This is a genomic window from Paracoccus wurundjeri (assembly GCF_030678915.1).
Lineage (GTDB): Bacteria > Pseudomonadota > Alphaproteobacteria > Rhodobacterales > Rhodobacteraceae > Paracoccus > Paracoccus onubensis_A.
Window position 1 is genome coordinate 273,824 of the sequence record NZ_JAUUTZ010000002.1, and the last position, 23,518, is coordinate 297,341.

Genomic DNA, 23,518 nt, shown 5'->3' on the forward strand with positions numbered 1-23,518 from the left:
ATGAAGCCCGGCGCTGCCGGTTCAGATCAGGCTCTCCGGATGGATCGGAAAGCGCTTTGGCCGTATGCCGGTGGCGTGCCAGACGGCATTGCCGATCGCGCCGACAGTTCCCGTAACGCCCAGCTCTCCCACGCCCTTGATGCCAAGCGAGTTCACGAAGGGATCGTCCTCATGCACGGTCAGGGCTTCGATCATGGGCACATCGGCATTGACGGGGATATGGTAGCCGGCAAGGTCGGCATTGGTGAAACGCCCGGTCCGGACGTCGTGGATCGCTTCTTCCTGCAGGGCGAAGCCGATGCCCCAGATCATGCCGCCCAAAAGCTGACTGCGGGCCAGATGCGGGTTGACGATCCGTCCCGCCGCAAAGGCCCCGATCAGGCGGCTTACGCGGACCTGTCCCAGATCCGGATCGACCAGCACTTCGGCAAAGACCCCGCCATGCGAGAACATGGCCCGTTCCGGCTCGCCTTCCCGTGCGCCCTTGCCATCGCCCCGCAGAAGGTCAAGACCTGCGCGGGCCAGGATGTCTTCATAAGCTTCGGATCGGGTATCGTCGTCGTTGCGGTAAAGCCTGCCGCCGCGTGCCGTCACGCCTGCGTTATCCGCGCCGAACAGGGGCGAGGCGGGATCGTTTAACGCAAGCTCTGCCAGTTGGCGTATTGTGTCGGCGCCCGCATTGAACAGCGCGGTTCCCGCCGTGGCGGTATGCCCCGAGCCTCCTGCCACTCCGGCATCCGGCAGGCTGGACTGCCCCGAGCGGAATTCCAGCCGGTCGATATCGATGCCAAGCCCGTCCGCCGCAATCTGCGCCAGTGAGGTCCATGCGCCCTGCCCCATATCCGCGGCAGATGTCTCGACCACGGCGGAACCGTCGGCGCGCAGTGTCGCATGGGCAGCGGCCTGAAACATCGGGCACGGGAATTGTGCCGTGCCCATGCCCCAGCCTTTCAGCAATCGGCCCTGTTTCATACTGCCGGGTTCCAGCGGCCGATCCTTCCATGCGAACGCCTCGGCGGCCTGTGCGTAGCATTCGCGCAAAGCCTTCGACGAGAATTGCATACCGGTGGCGGGATCCGTTTCGGCATAGTTCCTAAGCCGGAATTCCAGCGGATCGAAACCCATGGCATAGGCGGCATCGTCGATCGCCACCTCCAGCGCGGCCGATCCGGGCGCTTCGCCGGGTGCACGCATCGGACCGGGCGTGCCGGTATCGGCACGGACCGCCCCGTGGGTCGTGCGCATCGCCTTCGTCGCATAGACGCTGTGCGAGGCATTGGACGCGCTTTCGATGAAATCGTCGAAGCTGGAGGTAACGGCGATCGTATGGTGATCCAGTGCCGAAATATGGCCCTGGGGATCGATATCCAGCTTCAGCGTCTGGCGCGTTGCGGGGCGGTGGCCGACCGGGCCATACATCTGTTCCCGCCGCAGGGCGAGTTTGACGGGGCGGTCGAGATCCTTTGCTGCAAGTATCGCCAGAAGCTGCCCTCCGAACAGGATCGCCTTCGACCCGAAACCACCGCCAAGGAAGGGGCTGCGGATCAGGATCTGCGCGGGATCGATCCCCAGATAGGCCGCGAAGCTTTGCTTTGCGAGGCCGATGGCCTGATTGGGGGTGTCGATCTCTAGCCGGTCTCCGGTCCAGCGGGCGGTGATCGCGTGCGGCTCCAGCGCGTTGTGATACTGGGCAGCGGTCTCGATCACCGTCTCAAGATGCCGCGCGGCACCGGCGCGGGCGGCGTCCATATCCCCGGCTTCCAGTGTCGGCGAGGCCCCGATGCTGACCGTTTCCGGCTGAAAGGGAACGCCGCCATCAAGGCCGATGCGCGGCGTGTCGGCATCATAGCGCGGCGCCAGAAGGCGCGCGCCTTCGGTTGCCGCCTCCAGCGTTTCGGCTACGACAAGCGCGATCGGCTGCCCGGCATAGCGGACGGTATCATCCTGAAGCGCCTCGGTCCGCCAGGCGAAACCGTGGATCTTCTCGTCCGGGCTGACGGCAAGGTCGGGGCGGTTTGCGGGCGTATAGACCTTTACCACGCCGGGATGCGCTTCCGCCGCCGCCACGTCCAGATGCGTCACGCGACCCCGCGCGATGCCTGCTGTGGCGGTGACGGCATGCAGCACGCCTTCGGGGCGATTGTCGGCAGCATAGGTTGCGCGGCCCGTGACCTTCAGCACCCCGTCGCGGCGGGTCATGGACTGCCCGGCATTGGAGCCAAGGCGCACATGGCCCTGAATATTCATGACATCAGCCATTGCAGTCTCCTTCGAAAACCGAGGCGGGCAAAGCGGGCAGCCGGTCCGGTGTGCCCGCCGCCGCGCGGATCAATGCGCGGATGGCGATGCGGCGGGCCAGCGTGATCTTGGCGCGATTGTCGCCAGAGGGCGCAGCGCCTTCGAGGGCAAGATCGGCGGCGCGGGCAAAGGCTTCCTCGGTCGGGGGTTGGCCAGCCAGCGCTTTTTCCGCCGCTCGGGCGCGCCACGGACGGGCGGCGACGCCACCAAGCGCCAGACGGGCCTGTACGATCCTGCCATCCTGTATTTCCAGCGCCGCTGCGGCGGAGACGATGGCAAAGGCGAAAGAGGTCCGCTCTCGCAGTTTCACGTAACGGGCGTTGCGCGCCATGCCGCCGGGATCGGGCAGGCGGATATGGGTAATGATTTCATCCGATTGCAGCGGCGCCGGACCCGCGTCATTTGCGTCGGGCAGAGGATGAAAGCTTTCCATCGGCACCTCGCGCAAGCCATCGGGGCCGGCAATCTCGACCACCGCGTCATAGGCCGCCAGCGCCACGCACAGATCCGACGGATGCGTGGCGATACAGGCTTCTGTCCAGCCCAGGATCGCGTGATTGCGCGTCTCGCCGCCGATGGCAGCGCAGCCGCTGCCGGGTTCGCGCCGGTTGCAGGGTGACAGCGGATCCTGAAAATAGCTGCACCGCGTCTGCTGCATGATGTTGCCGCCGGTGCTGGCCGCGTTCCGAAGCTGTGCCGAAGCACCGGACAACAGCGCCTCGGCCACTGCCGGGAATCGCGACAGGATAACAGGGTGCCGCGCCAGATCGGCGTTTCGGACCATCGCGCCGATCAGCAACCCGCCGTCATGTTCCTCGATATCGTGAAGGGGCAGCCGCGTGATGTCGATCAGCCGGGTGGGACTGATCACCCCGATCTTCATCAGATCCAGCAGATTCGTGCCTCCGGCAAGGATCGCGCCATCCTGGGTTGCGGCGCTCATCGCGGCGTCCAGCGTTTCGGCCCGCGTATATTCGAACAGATTCATGCCGCATCCTCCCGGTTCATGGCGCGGGTGGCCTTTAACACCGCCTCGGTGATGCCGGCATAGGCGGCGCAGCGGCAAAGATTCCCGCTCATGCCTTCGCGCACGCGTTCGGGATCAAGGCCGGCTTCGCCTTCGGCGATCAGTGCCACGGCCGACATGATCTGACCGGGCGTGCAATAACCGCATTGAAAGCCGTCGGCTTCGATGAATGCGGCTTGCACGGGATGCAGAAGGTCGCCCTGCGCCAGCCCTTCCACCGTGGTGATTTCGGCCCCGTCATAGGACAGCGCCAGAGCGAGGCAGGAATTGATGCGCCGACCGTCGATCAGCACGGTGCAGGCGCCGCATTGACCGCGATCGCAGCCCTTCTTCGTGCCGGTAAGACCGATACGTTCTCTCAGGACATCCAGAAGTGTGGCGCGGGGGTCGTCTATCGGAATATCCTGCGATGTTCCGTTTATGGTCAGCTTCAGTATTTGTGTCATCTTTCCCTCTTTGGCGATAAGCTGGTGGGGAAGTCCGGCCGGTATGGCCACGGAGACAAATATACGGAGGGAGCCTCCGTTTTGCAAGAACGAAGGAAGTGCAGACGGGAAAATGTGCAAGCTGACGCCGAAAACAAGGAAACCACGTGCCGATCAGATCCGCAATCGCGAGCGGCTGCTAGAGGCCGCGCGCAAGGTGTTCCGTTCCGACAACGGCAGCCTGGAGGCTGTAGCGCGGCAGGCAGAGGTTGGCATCGGCACGCTTTATCGTCATTTCCCGACACGCGAGGCGCTGTTCCAGGCCGTCTATGCCCGCGAGGTCGCGGCGCTGGAGACACAGGCGCAACAGGGCGAACTGGCGGCCTGGATGAAGGCGGCGCTTGAGATGATGGCGACCAAGGGTGGCATGGTTGCGGCTCTTGAACCCGTGCTGGACAAGGACGCGCCGTTTTTTACCGAACAATCGGCGCGGATGGGCGCCGCAGTGGGCCGTCTGCGCGATCAGGCGGTCGCGGCCGGAGAATTACGACCCGATGTTACCGCCGAGGATCTGATGCGCGTGCTTCTTGGCCTCAGCTATGGTCCCGGCGCGGACGCGTCGCGTTCGGGGCTGCTGCTGGATGTGTTTCTTGACGGGCTCAAGCCGGAATGAAAGCCTGAGAAATTGGCAGCTTGAAAGCTCATGTCCTCCGGGCCGCTGTGGTTTTTTAATCCGATCATGGACGCGATCTGAAACTCGACAGCAGCAGGTGATCTTTCCGCAGTGAACAAGTTTTCGGCGCAATGCCCGATATTTCAGCAGCAGTTCAGATACCGGACAGAAAAGGATATTCACTGTCACGAAAGTTTTTAGCGGGGCGGGCTTTCCATAGGATGGTTTGGCGACAGCTTCCAACAAGGATGACGCCATGAACCTCATGAAAGTCTCTGCGGCCCTCTTGCTTGCAACGCTTCCCGCCGCTGCGCAGGCTCAGGAAGCCGCGCCCGGGCTGAGCGCCGGGGATACGGCATTTGTCGCCACCTGCGCCCTGATCGTCATGCTGATGATGCTGCCGGGGCTTGGACTTTTTTATGCTGGAATGACACGCAGCAAGAATGTGCTGTCCGTATTGACCCAGATATTCGCCACGATCGCATTGGTTTGCGTGTTGTGGATCGTCTTTGGCTATTCGCTTGCCTTTGACACCGACACCTCGTGGAACCCGGTGATAGGTGGTACGGCCAAGCTGTTTCTGGCCGCAGTGGCGCAGGACAATGTGGTGGGCACAATCCCCGAATATCTTTACATCCTGTTCATGATGATGTTCGCGGCCATCACGCCGGCGATCATCGTCGGCGCGTTCGCCGAACGTATGAAATTTTCGGCCGTTCTGATCTTCATGGCGCTCTGGCTGACGATTAACTACGTTCCCATGGCCCATATGGCATGGGGTGGCGGATGGGTGTTCGATATTGGCGTCCAGGATTTCGCGGGCGGCAATGTGGTGCATCTGAACGCCGGCATGGCGGCCCTTGTCTGCGCATTGGTCATCGGCCCGCGCAAGGGTTACGGCACGGCGATGATGGCGCCTCACAACATGACGATGACCTATGCCGGGGGCGCGATGCTGTGGGTCGGCTGGCTTGCCTTTTGCGGCGGTTGTGCATTGGCGGCGAATGGCTACAGCGCGCTGATCATGCTGAATACGATTCTGGGCGGAGCGGGCGGCGCGCTTGGATGGATGGCGGTCGAATGGGTTCACCGCAGGAAGCCAAGCACTTTCGGTCTGCTGTCCGGCTGTATCAGCGGATTGGTGGCCATCACGCCGGCCTGTGGTTTTGTCGGCCCCGCGGGCGCAGTCGCCGTCGGCTTCCTGGCCGCGCCGGTCTGTGCCTATGCGGTTGAAAGCGTCAAACACCGTTTCGGCTATGATGATTCCTTCGATGTCTTTGGCGTGCATGGTGTCGCCGCGATGGTCGGAGGTGTCCTGACCGTGATTTTCGCCGCCCCCGGCCTTGGCGGACTCGGCTATCCCGAGGGTCGCGGCATGATGGCCCAGATGGCGCCGCAGGTGCTGATCATGGGCTTCAGTATCCTGTTTTCGCTGATGACGACATGGATCGCGCTGAAGATTGCCGATGCGCTGGTCGGTTTGCGTGTCAGCGAAGATGACGAACTCGAAGGTCTGGATACGGCTACCCACGGAGAGGTTGGTTACCGGTTGGGCGATGGCGTTTATGCGGGCGCGGCTGTTCAGCCTTTGACCGATGATCATACCCGCGTGACGGCTTCATCGGTGGTCACGCAGACTGCCTGATCCGGGTTGCAGACAGAAAGGCAGGGCCGGACGGTAGCCGTCCGGCCCTTCGGCATTCATAAGGCTTTTTTCAATCTTGCAGGCTGAACGCGGATCCGCTGTGGGGCCTGATCTTTCTTGCGGATATCGTGCCGGTCTTCGATATCTCGTGCCACCGAATTTTTCGCCTGCCCGACGCCGCGCAGGCATGATCCGGGCCATCCTGAAAAATCGCATCCACTGTTTTTCTGACGCGCCATAGGAAAAACTTCTCTCCGGCTCATGAACTTTAGAATGGTCAGGCCCGGTTCGATGGACAATAATAACGACCAATTTAGTCGTGATATATTTCACTCGAATAAACCCCATTGAAAGGAGAAGCGATGACCATCGAATTGCTGAACCGGGAAGCCCTGAAGCCCACCGTTCAGGAGCACATTCCGCGCCCGGCAGCAACGGAAGCGCAGCTTCAACTGTTATCCTGGGCCGCGCCGGTGGCGATTCTGCTGGCGTGGGAAGTGGCCAGCCGTGCGGGGCTGATCGCACCGCAGGTATTGCCCGCCCCCAGTTCTGTCGCTGAAACCGCGTGGCGGCTGACCGTATCGGGCGATCTTTTCAAGCATCTGGGGGCCAGTCTTCTGCGCGCGGCCATCGGGTTTGTAATCGGGGGCGCGATCGGCTTTGCGCTGGGGGTCCTTGTCGGCTTCTCACGCGTGGCCGAGGCGTCGCTTGACAGATCCATCCAGATGATCCGGGCGATTCCGTTTCTGGCGCTGCTGCCTCTGGTGATCGTCTGGTTCGGAGTGGACGAAAGCGGCAAGATCTTCCTTGTCGCTCTGGCAGTGCTGTTTCCCATCTATATCAATACCGTGCTGGGCATACGGCAGGTGGATCCAAAACTGCTGGAACTTGCCCGCGTGACCGGGCTTTCCCGGATGAAAACCATCCGCAAGATCATCCTGCCGGGCGCGATGCCGTCGATTCTGACTGGTGTGCGCTATGCGCTGGCAACCGCGTGGCTGGCGCTGGTCGTCGCGGAAACGGTGGCGACAACAAGCGGCATCGGCTTTCTGGCGATGGACGCGCGAGAGTTTCTGCAAACCGACGTCATCGTTCTTGCCATTCTGATCTATGCGGTGATCGGCATCAGTGCCGACGGGCTGGCCCGGTTTCTGGAGCGGAAGCTGCTTGCCTGGCATCCGAATTATGCGAAAGAGGGCAGAAAATGACCACCGACACCGCTGTGATCGTCCGCAACCTGCGCCGCCGCTATGGCGAGCGTGTGGTGATCGACGGATTGGATCTGACGATCCGCAAAGGCGAGTTCGTGGCGCTTCTGGGCGAAAGCGGCTGCGGGAAAACGACATTGCTTCGCGCCCTGGCGGGACTTGATCCCGTCAATGGCGGGCAAATCGACGGGCCAAAGCAGCCAGCGGTCGTTTTTCAGGAACACAGGCTGCTGCCCTGGGCCAGCCTGTGGGAGAATGTCACGCTTGGGGTGGATACCGCACAGGGTCGCAAACAGGCCGAAGCTGCGCTGGGCGAGGTGGGCCTTGCGGGCCGCGAAGAGGATTGGCCGCGCAACCTGTCGGGCGGTCAGGCGCAGCGGGTGGCACTGGCCCGCGCTTTGGTGCGGGAGCCGCAGCTGATGCTTCTGGACGAACCCTTTGCCGCCTTGGACGCACTGACGCGGATCAAGATGCATGTCCTGATCCGCGAGTTGGTCGCCCGGCACAGGCCCGGGGTGCTGCTGGTCACGCATGACGTGGATGAGGCCATCGCGATCGCCGACCGGATTCTTGTCATGCGGAATGGCGGTATCGCGGCCAGCTATCTGACCGCGGACATTGCTCCGCCAGCGCTGCGTGAAACATTGCTGCAGGAACTTGGCGTCGAAAGCGATAGCCGTGCGGCCTGATCTGAACCGGATTCATTGAATAATTGCAGGACGCCCCCGGGGCGTTTGCGTGCAGTTCGCCAAAACTCAAGGAGACTGACATGGCCTTCACCCTGAATCGCCGTCACCTGATCGGGGCCGGTGCTGCGCTTGGCGCGGCCTCGGTCCTGCCCGGCTTATCCCTTGCCCGCACCACCGACACGGTCCGCGTGGGCTGGGGCAAGGGCAGTATCACCCAGATTTCCCTTCAACGGGGCGAGTTCGAAAAGAACCTGAAGGACAAGGGCATCAAAGTGGAATGGGTCGGCCCCTTTCCAAACCACGCCCCATCCCTGCAGGCAGTGGTCGGCGGCAGTGCCGATTTTGGTTTCTGGGGATCGACCACGCCTGCGCTTGCCGCGATCATCGCGGGTTCGCCACTGGTTTTCACGCAATTCCTGGTTTACGGGCCGCGTTCGACCGCGATCATCGTGAAAAAGGACAGCGGCATCGACAATGTTCAGGATCTGGCGGGTAAGCGCGTTGCCGTCAATCGCTCGGGTCTGGGCGAATTCCTTGTCGTCGCCGCGTTGGAGCAGAACAACGTCCCGCGCGACAGTGTCGAGTTCGTTTATCTGAACCCGCCGGATGCGGCGCCTGCTTTTGGGCAGGGAAAGGTTGACGCCTGGTCGATGTGGTCGCCCGGTGTCGATATCGCGCGGGATAAATTCGACGCCAAGGATATCTTCTTTGAAGGGACCGATCTCGATTACCTGATCGACTACTCGTCGCTCGTGTCGCTGCGCAGCTTTGCCGAAGAGAATGGCGAACTGGTCCGTGAAGTCATCGATGCTTTCAAGACCGAAGGCGATTGGATGTCCGAGAACCCCGAGGAATCCGAGAAGATGATCCAGAAAGAGGCGGGCTATAACGACACCGTCCGCGATCACCTTGCCGCCCTCAAGCGGCGCAATGTCTTTTACGAAGCCGACGACCCGGCCTTTCTAAGCGATTTCCAACGCGCTGCGGATTGGCTGGTCGAGCGTAAAATTCTGCCGCAACCGATTTCCGTCGCCGATCATGTCGTGCGCGTTCCAGGAGTGTGATCCATGAAGAAACATGTCCGATTGGGTGTAAACGTGCTGGCCTCGGGCCGGCATGACGCCGCATGGAAGAAACTGCCCGATGCGGGGCAACTTTCCACCGATATCGACACATTCGCCCGCATCGCAAAGATCGCCGAGCGGGGCAGGATCGATGCGCTGTTCCTTGCGGATGGCCCCGGCGGGCTGGTCGAGGAAAGCTTCACCCGCCCCTGGCGGGCGCTGGATCCGGTGGCGCTGCTTTCGGCGCTTAGTCAGCAGACACAGTCTATCGGGCTGGTCGCGACCACATCGACCATTTTCGGCCATCCCTATGTGGTTGCGCGTCAGATTGCCTCACTCGACCATATCTCCGGGGGACGGGCGGCCTGGAACATCATCACCAGCCAGACGCCCGTGGCGCTCGCGGCTTATGGGATAGACAAGGGCTTCGGTCAGGATGAGCGCTATATCCGTGCCGATGAGTTCGCGCAGATCGTCACCGGCCTCTGGTCCTCGCTTCCGCAAGAGGCGATCCTGTGCGATGCCGACCGCAATATCTTTGTTGATGTGGACCGAACGCGGCCCATCGATGTGCAGGGGCGGCACTTCCGCAGCCGCGGCAGCCTGTCGGCGCCGGTCGGGCCGCAGGGACGGCCGGTCATTTTCCAGGCGGGGCAATCCGAAGACAGCAAAGCCTTCGGGGCAAAATGGGCCGACGCCCTGTTCACCGGTCAGCGGACCATCGACGGCGCGCAGAAATTCTACGGCGACGTCAAGGCGCTGGCGCGGGCAAACGGCCGCGATCCGTCGCAGCTTCTGGTGATGCCCGGGCTGTTTCCGATCCTTGGCGGTACCGAGGAAGAGGCGCTTCGCCGCAAGGATGATCTTGACGCGGGGCTGGATATCGCCTTTCTGCATAACGAACTTGCGCGTCACTTCGCGCTGGATCCCGATGATCTTCCGCTGGACCGGGTTCTGCCTTTCCACCTGATCGATACGCGCGAACCGCATGTCCCCATCGCGTCACGCTGGCCGCGCAAGCAGATCCTGTCCGAAGCCCGCCCCGCCAACTGGACGGCGCGGCAGGCGGCATTGTCGAACATTATCGGCGGGCACCGCATGATCGTCGGCACGCCCGAGCAGGTGGCCGAAAATATTCTGCATTGGATCGATAATGGCGCGGCGGACGGGTTCAATCTGAACATAGACATCCAGACTTCGGGCCTTGAAGACCTTGTGGACGGGCTGATTCCCGTGCTGCAGCGCGCGGGCCGCTTCCGCACCGAATATGAAGGGCGGACCCTGCGGGATCACCTTGGCCTTGCGCCATTTGTCGACCAGCGCGACCTGCCCCCTATCCGCGTCAGAACGGAGGTCTGAGATGCTGCGCGAAACATTCCCCAAAACCCAGACCGTGCCTGCCTTTGTGCCTGACTGGTCATCGGTGACCCATCGTCTGGGATTCGCGCCGGTCTTTGACCGCTTCGCCGCAGGCGCCGCAGAGCGCGATACCGGTCGTCATCTGATCTTCGACGAAACGAAAGAGCTGAAACGCCTGGGCTTCGGCGCTTTGCGGATCGATCTGGAGGACCGCGCTTCCCTGACGCTGCCCGAATTTTTCCCTGTGGTGCGTGATCTCGCGGCGGCCGATCCGAATATCGCCCATGTATTCCGCAATCACTTCTTTGCCGTCGAAACCCATCGCCGGACCCCTCGCGCGCGGTTTTCCAACCGGGTTCTGGGACTGGCCCGTGAAGGCGCGATGTTCGGTATGGCCTTTAACGAGGTCAGCAACAATCCGGCAGGAGGCGTGAACTATCTTCCATCTGCGCGGCTTGAACGGGATGGCGACGGTTTTCGCATTTCGGGCACCAAGATCTATTCGACCGGCAATATCTATGCCGATTTCTTGTTCGCCTCGGCGGTCGATGCCGATGGCGAGGCCCGGCAATTCTTCATCCCGACCAGTGCGGAAGGTGTGCTGCTGGAAGATGACTGGGATGGTTTCGGCCAGAAGCTGACCGGGTCGGGCAAGACGGTGTTCGACCGGGTCCGGGTCGACAGCTCTGATCTTTACGACCTTTCGCAGCGTGACCCCGATGAACCGTTTCTTTACGGCTATACGTTCCATCAGATCTATCTGACCACGATCATCTCGGGGATCGTCGACCGGATCCTGCGTGACGCGGTGGAACTGATCCGGGCCCGCAAGCGGAACTTCTATCATGCGCTGCACGACCATCCTTCGGAAGAACCCGAATTACAGTCCGTCGTCGGCCGGATCGCGGCATACCGGGCGGCCATCGGCGCAGTAACCGAGCGTGCCGCCGATGCGTTGGACCGCGCATGGGCAGGGGCCGAGGGGCCGGATGCCGTGGAGCTGTCGATATCCGCCTCGATCGCCGCAGCCGAAGCCAAGGTTGTCACCGATGAGACCGCGGCGGTGCTGGCCGGCCTGCTGATCGATGTATCCAGCGGAAGCGGAGTCAGCGCTTCACGCGCGCTGGACCGGCACTGGCGCAATATCAAGGTCATCTCGGCGCATAATCCGCGTGTGTATAAAGAGCGTATTCTGGGGGATCATTACCTGAACGGCACGGCGCCCCCGACTGGGGCCTTCTTCTGAGGAATTGCGTCTTGCATGATGCCCATCCCGAAGCAGCGCCTTGCCCGGGCCAAGGTGATCGGTTTGCACCGCCTCTCCGCACGCGGTAAGCACTTGTGCCGATATGCCTTTCGTCACCCGCCGGATCGCCCCGGCGGATGAGGTTTCCGTAACTCCAGCCAGATCACGAGCCCGTTGATGACCAGAACAATCACCCCCGAAGCCCTGCGTTCCCACTGGTTGAACAACCGCGAGATCGCTCTGATCGATGTGCGGGAGGAATATCCCTATTCGCGGGGCCACGCTTTTTTCGCCCTTTCCGTTCCTCTGAGCGAAATCGAAACCCGGTTGCCTGCCTTGATTCCGCGTCTAGCCGCACCGGTCGCGATCATCGACAATGGCGAAGGTTATGCGGAACCCGCCGCTGCGCGGATCGAGGCGCTGGGATATAAGGATGTCGCCATAGTCGACGGCGGGTTGGCCGCTTATGCTGAACTGGGCGAGATATATATTGACGTGAACGTGCCATCCAAAGCCTTTGGCGAGCTGGTCGAAACCATCCGGCACACGCCATCGCTTCCCGCCGAAGAGGTCAAACGCATTCTCGAAACTGAAAAGGATGTCGTCGTCCTGGATGTCCGGCGGTTTGAGGAGTTCAATACCATGTCGATTCCCGGCGGACAGAGCGCGCCGGGCGGAGAACTGGTCTATCGGGTGAATGATCTGGTCGCGTCGGATGATACCACGGTGATCGTCAACTGCGCGGGACGGACGCGATCGATTATCGGGACCCAGAGCCTGATCAATTCCGGCTTGAAAAACCCTGTATATGCATTGCGCAATGGCACGATCGGCTGGACCTTGGCCGGGCAGGAGCTTGCGCATGGCCGGACGGAACGTGCCCGCGCCCCGTCGACGGCGGGACATGACGCGGCCCGGCGGCGGGCCCGGCAATGGGCGGCGCATGTCGGCGTTCCCGAAATCCCGGCGGCGACGCTTCTATCTTATCGGGCCGAGGCGGAAAGCCGCACGCTTTATCAGTTCGATGTCCGCACCCCGGAAGAATATGCCGAAGGCCATCCGGCCGGGTTTGCGTCGGCGCCGGGCGGGCAGCTTGTGCAGGCGACGGATGAATGGGTCGGTGTGCGTGGCGCGCGTATCGTGCTTTACGATTCCGATGGCGTCCGCGCGCGCATGACCGCAAGCTGGTTGCATCAGATGGGTTGGGACGTATCGGTTCTGGCGGAAGGCGAAACCCCGCCCGCCACCGACGACAGACTGGCTGTGCCGGATTGGTCGCCTGTTCTGGCGGCGGGCGATCTTGTGACCGCCGACACGGATCTGACGGGTGCGGTTTTTGCCGATCTGGCGCGATATGCGGTTTATTCGCGCGGGCATATTCCCGGAGCCTGGTTCATCTCGGGTAACGAACTGGCACGGGATCTGGCGCGGCTGCCGGGGACGGGACCGATTATCCTGACCTCGCCGGATGGAAACAAGGCCGCCGCCAATCTGCCCGCCGCCCGCGCGGTCACGTCGCGCCCCGTACGGGTCCTGAAAGGCGGGACCGCTGCGTGGAAAGCGCAGGGGCATCCGTTCGAGACCGAAGCCCGGCACGCCTCGGATCCCATCGATGCCTATACGCGCCCCTATGAGGGGACCGATAGTCCCAAAGAGAATATGCGGGCCTATATCGAGTGGGAATTACAGCTGAACGCCCAGATGGCGAATGATGGCGGAATTTCGCGCTTCCGCGTGGTGCGCGGCGAACCGGCCGATCAAGGCGGAATTGCCGGGTAAGCTTTGGCGGATCGCGCTCTCTGCTGCCTGTTTACGCCAACTCACAAGGCGATGACGTAAGGTGAGCGGCGTATGGTTGAAATTGCATTTCCTGCGAAGGGGTCATAATGCAGATCGTGGAACTCGATCTTGCCATGCCTCCTCACAGGTTGTTGGCGCTTGTGCAAAAGCCGGCAGCCGGAAAGCGTCGCCATGCATATGAACAGCTCATCTCTCAACGCTCCCCGGACCCATGCGACGGCGGGGTCATCCGGGCGGGCGTGGAAAGCGGTCATCGTCCTTTTGATGGTCCTGTCGGCCTGCGGAGGGCGTCCGGGGCCAGAGACACTTATCCCTGTTGCCAATCCCGGCGCGGGAACCCAGCGCGTAACGCTGCTTGCAGTGACGAACCGCACGAAATCCGCCTCGGTGCCCCCTGTTGTCGGCAACGGAAGGGGCGCGCCAAGCTACGAGGAATTCACGCTTCAGAACCGTGTTTCGGCGCAGTCAAGCGAAGACGAGTTCCGTCATCCCTCCAAGGACCCGTCCGAGGATTTCGTTACGGTCGGCCGCCGGCTGATGGACAAGCCGCGATTCGAAGCCGAGGTTGCGCAAATGGCCGGCACTGGCGACCGGACGATTGCCGTCTTCGTGCATGGCTACAATTACAGCTATCAGGAAGCGGTGTTTCGCCTTGCCCAGTTAAGCGCCGACAGCGACGGCACTTCCGTGCCCATCCTCTTTTCCTGGCCATCCGATGGCCGGACGGCCGGCTATCTTTCGGATCGTGATGCCGCCACCTATGCGCGGGACGATCTTGCCGGGCTTCTGACCTCGCTGACCGGCGTCGATCCGGGCCGGCGAGTCGTTGTCATCGGCCACAGCATGGGCGCATGGCTGGTGATGGAGACGCTTCGGCAGCTACGGCTAAAGGGCAGCAACGGCGTGCTTGGACAATTGGAGGTCGTGCTGGCGGCGCCCGATATCGATATGGATGTGTTCCGCAAACAGGCCGATATCGTCGGCCCCATGTCCGCCCCTCTGACTTTGCTCGTTTCGCCCGATGATCGCGTTCTTGCCGCGTCGGGCAGATTGTCGGGCAACCGCATGCGGCTGGGACGGGCATCGCTGAACGATCCGGAACTGATTGCGCTAGCCGAGCGGAACGGGATGCGGGTCATGGATATCTCTGCCGCGCCGGGCAGCGATGGGCTGAACCACGATCGCTATGTCGGCTTCGCCGCACGTTATGCGCGACTGGAACAGGATCAGCAGCAGGGGGACGAGTTGCGCCGTGCAGGGGTCTATGTTCTGGATACCACGGGCAAGATCCTGTCTGCGCCGTTCAGTGCGGCGGCCACTGTGCTGGGCGGGCCATGAAGCCCCGGCGACCCATCGCCGGGCGCGGCTAGGCCAGCGTCACCCTGTAGCCCAGCTTGTCTGTCCGGTAAATACTGTGGCGTCGTTCAATGGGCCGGCCAAGGATGTCATGCGCAAGCCGTTCCACCTGCAGAAGTGGTGTGCCTTCCACGACCCCAAGGATTTTGGCCTCTTCAGGACCGGCAGGGACGGCGATGATCGTTTCGTCGGCATGCAGCACGATGCAGCCATAGGCCTGTTGGTAAAGAACGTATAGCGCGCTTGGCAAAGGCGCGCGGCGTTCGAGCCCGGAAAACAGATCCGCCGGCACGACCGCGGTCTCGATTGCGCTGGCGACGCCCTGAAGGCTGCGCACACGATTGATTTCGATCACCGTCAGGGGCGCGCCCTGCAATGTCTCGCGCTCGACATCGGTTGCCGGACGTTCAAGAAGCCGCTCATCGATCAGCTCGGGCCGGATGACTTCGCCGTTCCGGTTGCGCAGGCGGAAAAAGTTGAACAGCGAACTGTCCGGCGTCCGTGCCGTAACGAAGGTGCCGCGGCCCTGTTCGCGGCGCACGATGCCATGCTGCTCCAGCATCATCAGTGCCTTGCGCGCCGTCCCCTGCGAGACGCCGGTTTCGCTGGCAAGCTGGGTTTCGCTTGGAAGCATACCCCCCGGAAGCACCTCTCCCGAAGCGATTCGTGCGACGATCGTATCGATGACTTTCTGATAGAGCGGAGAACCCATTGGCGATGCCGTCCTTTGTCATTTTTTTCAGTCTAGCATGAGCCTGCCCGGCAGGAAATAACATATATAATTATTCTTGTATAAGACTTAGTATATATGTTATCTCGGCTCCAAGGATTTCATGCCATCATTGAAAGGGAGGATCCTTTGAGCATTCCGCAACTTCTGGTCCACGATCACGAGGACAATGTCGGCGTTGTCGTCGTCGAAAATCTTGGCGCGGGCACCGATATGCTATGTGTCGTCACGGCCGATAACTCTGATTTCCGGCTGACTGCGAAGGCCGATATTCCGATCGGTCACAAGGTCGCGCTCAAGCCGCTGAAGGCGGGCGATACCGTGATCAAATATGGCGAGGATATCGGCAAGATGGTCGGCGACGCCGAGGTCGGCGGCCATGTCCACGTCCACAACTGCAAAACGAAACGGTGGTAAGTCATGGCTCTTGATTTCAGCAATATGACCGTAAAGGCATGGCGTCGCGAGAACGGCCGGGTCGGCGTGCGCAACCATGTCCTGATCCTGCCGGTTGACGATATCTCGAATGCGGCCTGCGAGGCGGTGGCCAATAACGTCAAGGGTACGCTGGCCATCCCGCATGCATATGGGCGCCTGCAATTCGGCGAGGATCTGGAACTGCATTTCCGCACCATGATCGGTACCGGCGCGAATCCCAATGTCGCGGCGGTCGTCGTCATCGGGATCGAGCCCGAATGGACGCAGGTGATTGTCGATGGCATCGCCAAGACCGGCAAACCCGTCACCGGTTTCTCGATCGAACAGAAGGGCGATTTCGAGACCATCCGGCAGGCAAGCTGGAAGGCCAAGGAATATGTCCATTGGTCGACCGAATTGCAGAAAGAGGATTGTCCGCTTTCGGATCTGTGGGTGTCGACGAAATGCGGGGAAAGCGATACCACGACCGGTCTGTCCTCCTGTCCGACGGTCGGAAACATGTATGACAAGCTGTTGCCGCACGGCCTGTATGGCTGCTTCGGCGAAACATCCGAGATTACGGGGGCCGAGCATATCTGCGAAAAACGCGCCGCGAACCCCGAGGCCGCGGCCAAGTTCAGGAAGATCTGGCAGGCCTATCAGGATGAGGTGATCGAAGCCTACAAGACCTCGGATCTGTCGGACAGCCAGCCGACCAAGGGCAATATCCTGGGCGGGCTGACGACCATCGAGGAAAAGGCGCTTGGGAACCTTGAAAAGATCGGCCGCACCTCGACCTATATCGATGCGGTCGGCCCTGCTGAATCCCCCGAAAAAGGGCCGGGGCTGTATTTCATGGACAGTTCCTCGGCGGCTGCGGAATGCGTGACCCTGATGGCGGCGGGTGGCTTTGTCATCCACACTTTCCCGACCGGGCAGGGCAATGTGGTCGGCAACCCGATCGTGCCGGTCATCAAGATTTCGGGGAACCCGCGCACCCTGCGCACCATGTCCGAACATATCGATGTGGATGTGACCGGCGTGCTGACCCGTGAAATGACCATCGACGAGGCCGGCGATTCCCTGATCGATATGATCGTCCGCACCGCCAATGGCCGCGCGACAGCCGCCGAGGCCCTTGGTCACCGTGAATTCTCGATGACCAAACTTTATCGCAGCGCCTGAGCGCGCTGCCGTCCCGCCGCCCGCTCCGGAGGGGAAGGCGGCGGGTCCGATAGGGCTGTCGGGTGGGCAGGATCGCGCCCGGGACTGCATGGCAAAACGGGCAGGAAGGCCGCATGTCTGGCGCCATCCTTCTTGCTGCTGGTGCGGATGCCGAGCCTTCCCTGTCCGCCGGCCTGCTGCTCTGATTTATGGAAAGGAAGCGGATGTCACGCGTCGTCATCACCGAGTTCATGGATGAAAGCGCCGTTCAGCGGCTGTCTGCGGTTGCTCCGACACGATACGAACCCGATCTGGTCGACCGTCGCGACGATCTGCTTGCGGCGGTGGCCGATGCCGAGGTGCTGGTGGTTCGCAACCGCACCCGTGTTGACGCGGCGCTGCTGGAGGCCGGAAGCGGGCTTCGTGTCGTTGGGCGATTGGGGGTTGGGCTGGACAATATCGATCTGGATGCCTGCAAAGCCCGGGGCGTGCAGGTCTGGCCCGCGACCGGAGCGAATGATCTGGCGGTGGCGGAATATGTCATGACCACTGCCCTGATGCTGCTTCGGGGCGCTTATCTGAGTTCGCATCAGGTGGCGGCGGGCGACTGGCCGCGACAGCGACTTATCGGCGGGGAGCTGTCGGGCCGCGTGATGGGGCTGCTTGGCTTCGGCGCCATCGCGCGTGAAGTCGCGGCAAGAGCCGGGGCGCTTGGCATGACGATCATCGCACATGATCCCCATCTCGATGCGTCCGATCCGGCATGGACCATGGCGGAACCCGTTTCTCTGGATGATCTTCTGGCGCGATCCGACGTGCTTAGCCTGCATGTTCCGCTGACATCGCAAACGCGGCATGTCATCAACGCCGAATCCCTGTCGGGGATGCGCGCCTCTGCGGTGTTGATCAATGCGGCCCGTGGCGGCGTGGTGGATGAGGATGCGCTGGCTGATGCGCTGAAGGCCGGTCGGCTCGCCGGCGCCGCGCTGGATGTCTTTGAGGCAGAGCCGCTGACGGCCGAGGCAGGGGCACGGTTTGCCGGGCTTCCGAATGTCATCCTCACGCCGCATATCGCCGGGGTTACCGAGGAATCGAATATCCGCGTCAGCAGTCTGATCGCGGACAAGGTACTGGATTATCTGAAGGAAAAGGTTTCGTAGATGCCGCGTCTTACCCTGCCGCAAACCCATCGGCTTGTCACCGAAACCCTGATGCGCTGCCGGACTTCGGGGCCGAATGCCGAAGCCGTGGCCGACGCGCTTGTCGCCGCCGAAGAAGTCGGCCAGGCCGGTCACGGACTGCGGCGCGTACCCTCTTATGCCGCGCAGGCGCTGAGCGGCAAGGTTGACGGACATGCAACCCCTGTCACCCGGCAGGGACGGCCGGGCCTGCTGACCGTGGATGCCTGTCACGGCTTCGCCTATCCGGCAATCGATCTGGCAGTGAACTGGCTGACCACCGCTGCGCCGCAACAGGGCATTGCCGTCGCCGGTATTACCCGTTCGCATCATTGCGGGGTTGCGGGTGTTACGGTGGAGCGTCTCGCCGATGCCGGGCTTGTCGGAATCATGTTCGCGAATTCCCCGGCCGCGATGGCGCCCTGGGGCGGGCGCAGGGCATTGTTCGGCACCAATCCGATCGCCTTCGCCGCGCCTCGTCCGGATGGGCATCCTGCCATCGTGGTCGATGTATCGCTGTCGAAGGTGGCGCGGGGCAAGATCATGGCAGCCGAGCAGCGGGGCGATATGATCCCGGCAGGCTGGGCTCTTGACGCCGAAGGACAGGAGACCACCGACCCCAAGGACGCTTTGGCGGGAACCATGGTCCCGATGGGGGATGCCAAGGGCACGGCGCTTGCCCTCATGGTCGAGTTGCTGTCCGCAGGGCTGGTCGGGGCGCATTTCGGTTATGAAGCCTCGTCCTTCTTCAGTGCCGAGGGACCCGCCCCCGGAGTCGGGCAGATGATCCTTGCCATCGATCCGGCCGCCTTTGCCGGGCCGGGTGGGGATCAGGGTCAGGGTTCGGCTGCGGCGCTGGGCCGTATCGATGAACTGGCAAAAGCGATCGAGGCGGAATCCGGCGCGCGCGTACCCGGCACCCGCCGGGCCGAACTGAAACGGCAGGCAGCGGCAGAAGGAATATCCGTCGATGACGCCCTGCTATCCGAAATAGAGGCGTTTGGGCGCCGTGATTCCGCGTAAGGCAAAAAGCCGGTACTGAATCAGTCTTTCGCAGGTGGGGCGGTGGACTCGCGGATGATGAAGGAAAAATTCACCTGCTGATGTTTTATCGGCGTCTGTCCGGCAAGAAGATCGACCAGATAGCGTCCCGCGCGCACCCAGATCTCGTTGGTCGGGATCTGGATTGTGGTCAGGCTGGGAATCAGATGGCGGCTCCAGTCCAGATCGTCAAAGCCGACGACGGAAAGGTCGCGCGGCACGTCGCATCCCATACGGATCGCGGCAAGCATGACACCGTAGGCGATGACGTCATTGCCGCAGATGATCGCGGTCGGCCGGGATTCCCCTTGCAGCAAGGTTCTGGCGGCATCTCCGGCATCCGCCAGACTGTAATCGACCTGCAGCAGCCAGTCCGGCCCCGGTGGGCATCCCTGCTGATCGAGGATCTCCATGATTCCCCTTAACCGGGCCTGGGCACGGTCGTTATTGCGCTGATGCGCCGCTACTACCGCGATCTTCCTGTGGCCAAGCCCGGCGATATAGCGGGCAACCACGCGGCCCGCATCGTAGTTGTCCACGCCGACCGAGGGGTAGGGCTTGGCCGGTTCGCAAAGGCCGACATTCACGAATGGGATACCGTTGGTCTCAAGCAGACGGCGCAGGATCGCGTGGCGCTCGTCTCCGCGCAGGATCAGGGCGTCTATCCCCCGCGCCACGAGGTTCCGGGCCTGCTGCAACTCGACATCGATATCATATTCATTCGTCGCAAGAAGCAGAAGATAATCCTTCGTCGCCAGATAGCTTTGCAATGCCTGAAGTCCCTGGGCGAACATCGCGTTGTCCACGGTGGGAACGATGGCCCCGATCGTGCGCGTGCGTCGCGAGGATAAGGCCCGTGCCGAGGCATGCGGTATGTAACCGGTTTCATCTATCACGCGACTGATCTTATCGCGCAGATCCGCGCCAACCGATTCGGGTTTGTTCAGGAAGCGCGATACCGTGGCGGTAGAGACCCCGGCACGGCGTGCGATGTCCCGAATGCCTATGGAGCGCGCTTGCACAGCCGATTTCGCGGGATTTTCTTTTCTCATCTATACCTCCAGGACCTTTCTACCCGGCATTTCGCAGACAAGACAACACTGATTGCCGCGATCTGGCCGGCGGGAATCGTTGACGCCTCAATTCACAGATGATATGTAACCGGTTACAGGTTTCGAGAGAAGCAGGCAGGGAGGAGAATCGATGTATATCACGCGCAGGGGGATCGCCTGTCTGACGGCGGCGCTGGCGACGGCCTGGGTGACTTCCGCCGCCGCCCAGGAATTCGACTGGAAGGCGCATTCGGGCGAGACGATCACATTTCTCGCCAACAGCAACCCATTGGGGCAATTGCTGATCGATCATGCCGATGAATTCGAGGAATTGACCGGCATCACTCTTGAGGTCGACAGCTATCAGGAACAGCAAATGCGCCAGCGCCTGATGACGGTCATGAACGCCCGCAGCGATGAGGTGGACGTCTTCATGACACTTCCCTCGCGCGAGGGGATGCAGTTCGCCTCGGCGGGCTGGTATGCGGATCTGACGCCGTATATTCAGGACAGCGTTTCGCCCGATTACGACGCAGACGGTTTCGGCAAGGCGCTTATGGACGCTGCGACCTTTGACGGGCAATTGACCGCGGTGCCGCTGAATATCGAGGGGCCGCTGCTCTATTACAGGACGGATGTCTTCGAGGAATGCGGTCTCGATGCGCCTTCTTCGCTGGAAGGGCTTGCGGATACCGCTGCCAAGCTGAAGGAATGCACCGATCTTACGCCTTTCGCATCCCGCGGTCTTGCTCCGGCGGCACCTTATACTTTCTCGGCCTTCATGCATAACATGGGCGGCCAGTATATCATCGACGGCGAATCCGCGATGTGCTCGCCCGAGGCAAAACAGGCGCTGACTCTCTATTCCGATCTTCTGAAGAATTATGGGCCTCCGGGTGTGGTCAATTACAGCTTCCAGCAACTGACCGCGCTGTATAGCGCCGGGCGTTCGGCGATGTCTTTCGAATCCTCGAATGAATTCGGCCTGATCATGGAAAGCGGCGACCGGCTGGAAGATACCGCCATCGTTCCGTTGCCCGAGGGTCCGGGCGGATCGCATCCCACGGTGATCGGCTGGGGGATGGCGATCTCGGCCAATTCGGCCAAGCCCGATGCCGCCTGGTATTTCCTGCAATGGGCGTCCAGCCCCGAAATGCAGGCCAAATTCGCGCTGGAAGGTATCGCCCCCCCGCGCGCAGCCGTCGCGGATTCCGCCGATTACAAGGCTTGGCTGGAAGAAAGCCCTGTGCGCCAGCAATGGCACGATGCGCTGGCCGTTCTGGCGGAAACCGGCACGTCGGAAATCGGCTATCCGATCATCGCAAATCCGGAATCGCGGGAACATATCGGTCAGGCGATTGGCGATATGCTGCTTGGGACGGCCTCGGTCGATCAGGCCTGCGCCAAGGCGGATACGGCGTTGAACGAATTGATCGCCCGCGACTGAACGACCTGTGAATGCAGATGCGACCGGCGGGGTGCCGCCGGTCGGTCCTGAGGCCATGACCGAATGAGGGGATCAGCTCCGTGTCATCGGAATCTTTCCAATTGCCATCGTCTTTCCGGGTTGCCGTGATCGGTGGAACCGGCGGTATCGGATCCGCCATTACCAGCGAATTTCTTGATCTTGGTGTGAATGTCACCGCCACGGGCGCGACCGAGGCCGAACTGGCCCAATGCGCGCTGGCCGGTCACGACCGCCTGACGCTTGCCGCAGTTGACGTGACGGACGCGTCGTCGGTGCAGGCATTCGCCGCGGGTTTCGACAGGCTGGATGCGTTGATCAACGCTGCGGGCATCCTGCGACGCGACGCCGAATTCGATCTGGAGGTCTTCCAGCAGGTGATCGACGTTAACCTGACAGGCGTCATGCGCTGCTGCACCGCATTTCGGGGGGCGTTGGCCGCTGCTGGCGGAAGTATCGTCAATATCGCCTCGATGAACGCGTTCGCGGCCTTACCGCGGCTGCCCGCCTATTGCGCCTCGAAGGGCGGGGTGGTGATGCTGACCCGCGCGCTGGCCCATGCCTGGGCGGCTGATGGGATCCGCGTTAACGCCGTGGCGCCCGGCTATATCGAGACGCCGCTGAATGCCGAGGGCCGCAAGGATCGCGCCCATTACGACCGGATCGCCGGGCGAACCGCGTTCAAACGCTGGGGTCAGCCGGAAGAGGTCGCCGGAACCGTTGCCTATCTGTGCATGCCCGCCGCCCGCTATGTGACGGGCAGCGTGGCGGCGGTTGATGGCGGCTTTCTGGCGGGCTGAAGGGAGATGCCATGAGGGTCGAACAAAATCATCGCGGACAGATGGCGGCGATGTCGATGCCGGCGCTGGTCTTTACCGTCGGCATGATCGCTTTTCCGTTCCTTTACACGATCTGGATGAGCTTTCAGACCTATTCCTCGACCGGGCAGGTCACGGGGTGGGGCGGCGACAACTATCTGCGTATGGTCGTGGACGGGCAATTCTGGAACGGTATCTGGATTACCCTTTATCTTTACGTGCTGTCGCTGGTCATGCAGCTTGTGCTGGGCACCGGGCTTGCGCTTTTACTGTTCCGGGCCAAGCGGTTGCCCGGTATCGTCCGGTCTCTGTTCATCTCGCCCTTCATGATGCCGCCGGTGGTGGCGGGGATGATGTGGCTGGTAATCCTCGATCCGTCCCTTGGCGCGGCGAACTGGATCCTGACATCGCTGGGGCTGCCGCCATCGGCATGGCTTGCCTCGCCCGTGCTGGTGGTGCCGACGCTGGCGATGATCGATACATGGCAATGGACGCCCTATGTCGCATTGATCGTGCTGGGCGGGCTGCAATCCCTGCCGCCCTCGGTCTATGAGGCCGCCGAGATCGACGGCGCCTCGCGCAGGGCGGTGTTCTTCCGGATCACCCTGCCGCTGCTGTTGCCTACGCTGGTGACGGCGATGATCCTGCGCTCGGTCGATCTGCTGCGCTTCTTCGACCTGATCTACATCACCACGCAGGGCGGGCCGTCGAACCATTCGATGACGCTGAACATCTATGGTTTCCGCGTCGGTTTCGAGTTCTTCCAGCTAGGCTATGCCGGCGCATTGATGGTCACCCTGTCGGTTCTTGTTCTGGGCGCGGTGATGGCCTTCAACCGCCTGCGCGCCGTGGTGGAGTGGTAA

The 23,518-nt window shown here is 61.9% G+C and carries 22 protein-coding genes; 16 read left to right on the forward strand and 6 right to left on the reverse strand.

What is annotated here, in order from left to right; all coding sequences use genetic code 11:
* Positions 1–21: 21 nt before the first annotated feature.
* Genes Q0601_RS03560 through Q0601_RS03570 form a run of 3 tightly spaced genes read right to left on the reverse strand, consistent with a single transcriptional unit; the run spans position 22 to position 3,771 of the window.
* On the reverse strand, positions 22–2,259 hold the full coding sequence (locus tag Q0601_RS03560) for a xanthine dehydrogenase family protein molybdopterin-binding subunit (protein ID WP_305287199.1): 2,238 nt from the start codon (positions 2,257–2,259) through the stop codon (positions 22–24).
* Positions 2,252–3,286: an FAD binding domain-containing protein gene (locus Q0601_RS03565; RefSeq protein ID WP_305287202.1), complete on the reverse strand. Its 1,035-nt coding sequence runs from the start codon at positions 3,284–3,286 to the stop codon at positions 2,252–2,254. Before Q0601_RS03565 ends, Q0601_RS03560 begins: the two co-directional genes overlap by 8 nt.
* Positions 3,283–3,771, reverse strand: coding sequence for a (2Fe-2S)-binding protein (locus tag Q0601_RS03570; protein WP_305287204.1), 489 nt, complete (start codon positions 3,769–3,771; stop codon positions 3,283–3,285). The genes Q0601_RS03565 and Q0601_RS03570 overlap by 4 nt, the downstream gene beginning before the upstream one ends.
* A gap of 112 nt (positions 3,772–3,883) precedes the next feature.
* Between Q0601_RS03570 and Q0601_RS03575 the strand changes: the two genes are divergently transcribed.
* Both Q0601_RS03575 and Q0601_RS03580 read left to right on the forward strand, forming a co-directional pair.
* Positions 3,884–4,423, forward strand: coding sequence for a TetR/AcrR family transcriptional regulator (locus Q0601_RS03575; protein WP_305287206.1), 540 nt, complete (start codon positions 3,884–3,886; stop codon positions 4,421–4,423).
* A gap of 256 nt (positions 4,424–4,679) precedes the next feature.
* Positions 4,680–6,068 (forward strand): ammonium transporter, encoded by a 1,389-nt coding sequence (locus tag Q0601_RS03580; protein WP_305287208.1) that lies wholly within the window; start codon positions 4,680–4,682, stop codon positions 6,066–6,068.
* 56 nt (positions 6,069–6,124) lie between these two features.
* Here the strand turns inward: Q0601_RS03580 and Q0601_RS03585 are convergent, their stop codons facing one another.
* Positions 6,125–6,367 carry a hypothetical protein gene (locus Q0601_RS03585; protein ID WP_305287210.1) on the reverse strand — a complete coding sequence of 81 codons (243 nt, stop codon included), beginning with the start codon at positions 6,365–6,367 and terminating at the stop codon, positions 6,125–6,127.
* 63 nt (positions 6,368–6,430) lie between these two features.
* On the opposite strand from Q0601_RS03585, the gene Q0601_RS03590 reads away from it, so the two are divergent.
* From Q0601_RS03590 to Q0601_RS03620, 7 genes are all read left to right on the forward strand, one after another.
* Positions 6,431–7,276: an ABC transporter permease subunit gene (locus Q0601_RS03590; protein ID WP_305287212.1), complete on the forward strand. Its 846-nt coding sequence runs from the start codon at positions 6,431–6,433 to the stop codon at positions 7,274–7,276.
* The gene (locus Q0601_RS03595; RefSeq protein WP_305287214.1) at positions 7,273–7,965 is read left to right on the forward strand and encodes an ABC transporter ATP-binding protein; all 693 of its coding nucleotides are present in this window, start codon (positions 7,273–7,275) and stop codon (positions 7,963–7,965) included. The genes Q0601_RS03590 and Q0601_RS03595 overlap by 4 nt, the downstream gene beginning before the upstream one ends.
* An 80-nt stretch (positions 7,966–8,045) precedes the next feature.
* On the forward strand, positions 8,046–9,029 hold the full coding sequence (locus Q0601_RS03600; protein WP_305287215.1) for an NrtA/SsuA/CpmA family ABC transporter substrate-binding protein: 984 nt from the start codon (positions 8,046–8,048) through the stop codon (positions 9,027–9,029).
* Positions 9,030–9,032: 3 nt separating this feature from the next.
* Positions 9,033–10,388, forward strand: a complete 1,356-nt coding sequence (locus Q0601_RS03605; RefSeq protein ID WP_305287217.1) for an NtaA/DmoA family FMN-dependent monooxygenase — start codon at positions 9,033–9,035, stop codon at positions 10,386–10,388.
* Position 10,389: 1 nt separating this feature from the next.
* On the forward strand, positions 10,390–11,634 hold the full coding sequence (locus tag Q0601_RS03610; RefSeq protein ID WP_305287219.1) for an acyl-CoA dehydrogenase family protein: 1,245 nt from the start codon (positions 10,390–10,392) through the stop codon (positions 11,632–11,634).
* 177 nt (positions 11,635–11,811) lie between these two features.
* On the forward strand, positions 11,812–13,413 hold the full coding sequence (locus Q0601_RS03615; RefSeq protein ID WP_305287221.1) for a rhodanese-like domain-containing protein: 1,602 nt from the start codon (positions 11,812–11,814) through the stop codon (positions 13,411–13,413).
* 192 nt (positions 13,414–13,605) lie between these two features.
* Entirely contained in the window at positions 13,606–14,772 is a 1,167-nt protein-coding gene (locus Q0601_RS03620) for an alpha/beta hydrolase (RefSeq protein ID WP_305287223.1), read from the forward strand.
* Between the two features lie 28 nt (positions 14,773–14,800).
* Here the strand turns inward: Q0601_RS03620 and Q0601_RS03625 are convergent, their stop codons facing one another.
* A complete protein-coding gene (locus Q0601_RS03625; protein WP_305287225.1) occupies positions 14,801–15,502 on the reverse strand; it encodes a GntR family transcriptional regulator in 702 nt (233 codons plus the stop codon).
* A 147-nt stretch (positions 15,503–15,649) separates the two neighbouring features.
* Here Q0601_RS03625 and Q0601_RS03630 point away from each other — a divergent pair, with 147 nt between their 5' ends.
* From Q0601_RS03630 to Q0601_RS03645, 4 genes are all read left to right on the forward strand, one after another.
* Positions 15,650–15,937, forward strand: a complete 288-nt coding sequence (locus Q0601_RS03630) for a UxaA family hydrolase (RefSeq protein WP_182912678.1) — start codon at positions 15,650–15,652, stop codon at positions 15,935–15,937.
* 3 nt (positions 15,938–15,940) lie between these two features.
* Complete coding sequence (locus Q0601_RS03635; protein WP_305287229.1) at positions 15,941–17,122, forward strand: UxaA family hydrolase; 1,182 nt, start codon at positions 15,941–15,943, stop codon at positions 17,120–17,122.
* A gap of 203 nt (positions 17,123–17,325) precedes the next feature.
* Complete coding sequence (locus Q0601_RS03640; protein ID WP_305287231.1) at positions 17,326–18,261, forward strand: hydroxyacid dehydrogenase; 936 nt, start codon at positions 17,326–17,328, stop codon at positions 18,259–18,261.
* On the forward strand, positions 18,262–19,302 hold the full coding sequence (locus Q0601_RS03645; protein ID WP_305287234.1) for an Ldh family oxidoreductase: 1,041 nt from the start codon (positions 18,262–18,264) through the stop codon (positions 19,300–19,302).
* Positions 19,303–19,322: 20 nt separating this feature from the next.
* Here Q0601_RS03645 and Q0601_RS03650 read toward each other — a convergent pair whose 3' ends face one another.
* Positions 19,323–20,372, reverse strand: a complete 1,050-nt coding sequence (locus Q0601_RS03650) for a LacI family DNA-binding transcriptional regulator (protein WP_305287235.1) — start codon at positions 20,370–20,372, stop codon at positions 19,323–19,325.
* 151 nt (positions 20,373–20,523) lie between these two features.
* On the opposite strand from Q0601_RS03650, the gene Q0601_RS03655 reads away from it, so the two are divergent.
* The 3 genes from Q0601_RS03655 (at position 20,524) to Q0601_RS03665 (ending at position 23,518) form a co-directional block, all read left to right on the forward strand.
* A complete protein-coding gene (locus Q0601_RS03655) occupies positions 20,524–21,819 on the forward strand; it encodes an ABC transporter substrate-binding protein (protein WP_305287237.1) in 1,296 nt (431 codons plus the stop codon).
* Positions 21,820–21,899: 80 nt separating this feature from the next.
* A complete protein-coding gene (locus Q0601_RS03660; RefSeq protein ID WP_305287240.1) occupies positions 21,900–22,637 on the forward strand; it encodes an SDR family NAD(P)-dependent oxidoreductase in 738 nt (245 codons plus the stop codon).
* Between the two features lie 11 nt (positions 22,638–22,648).
* Positions 22,649–23,518 (forward strand): carbohydrate ABC transporter permease, encoded by an 870-nt coding sequence (locus Q0601_RS03665; protein WP_305287242.1) that lies wholly within the window; start codon positions 22,649–22,651, stop codon positions 23,516–23,518.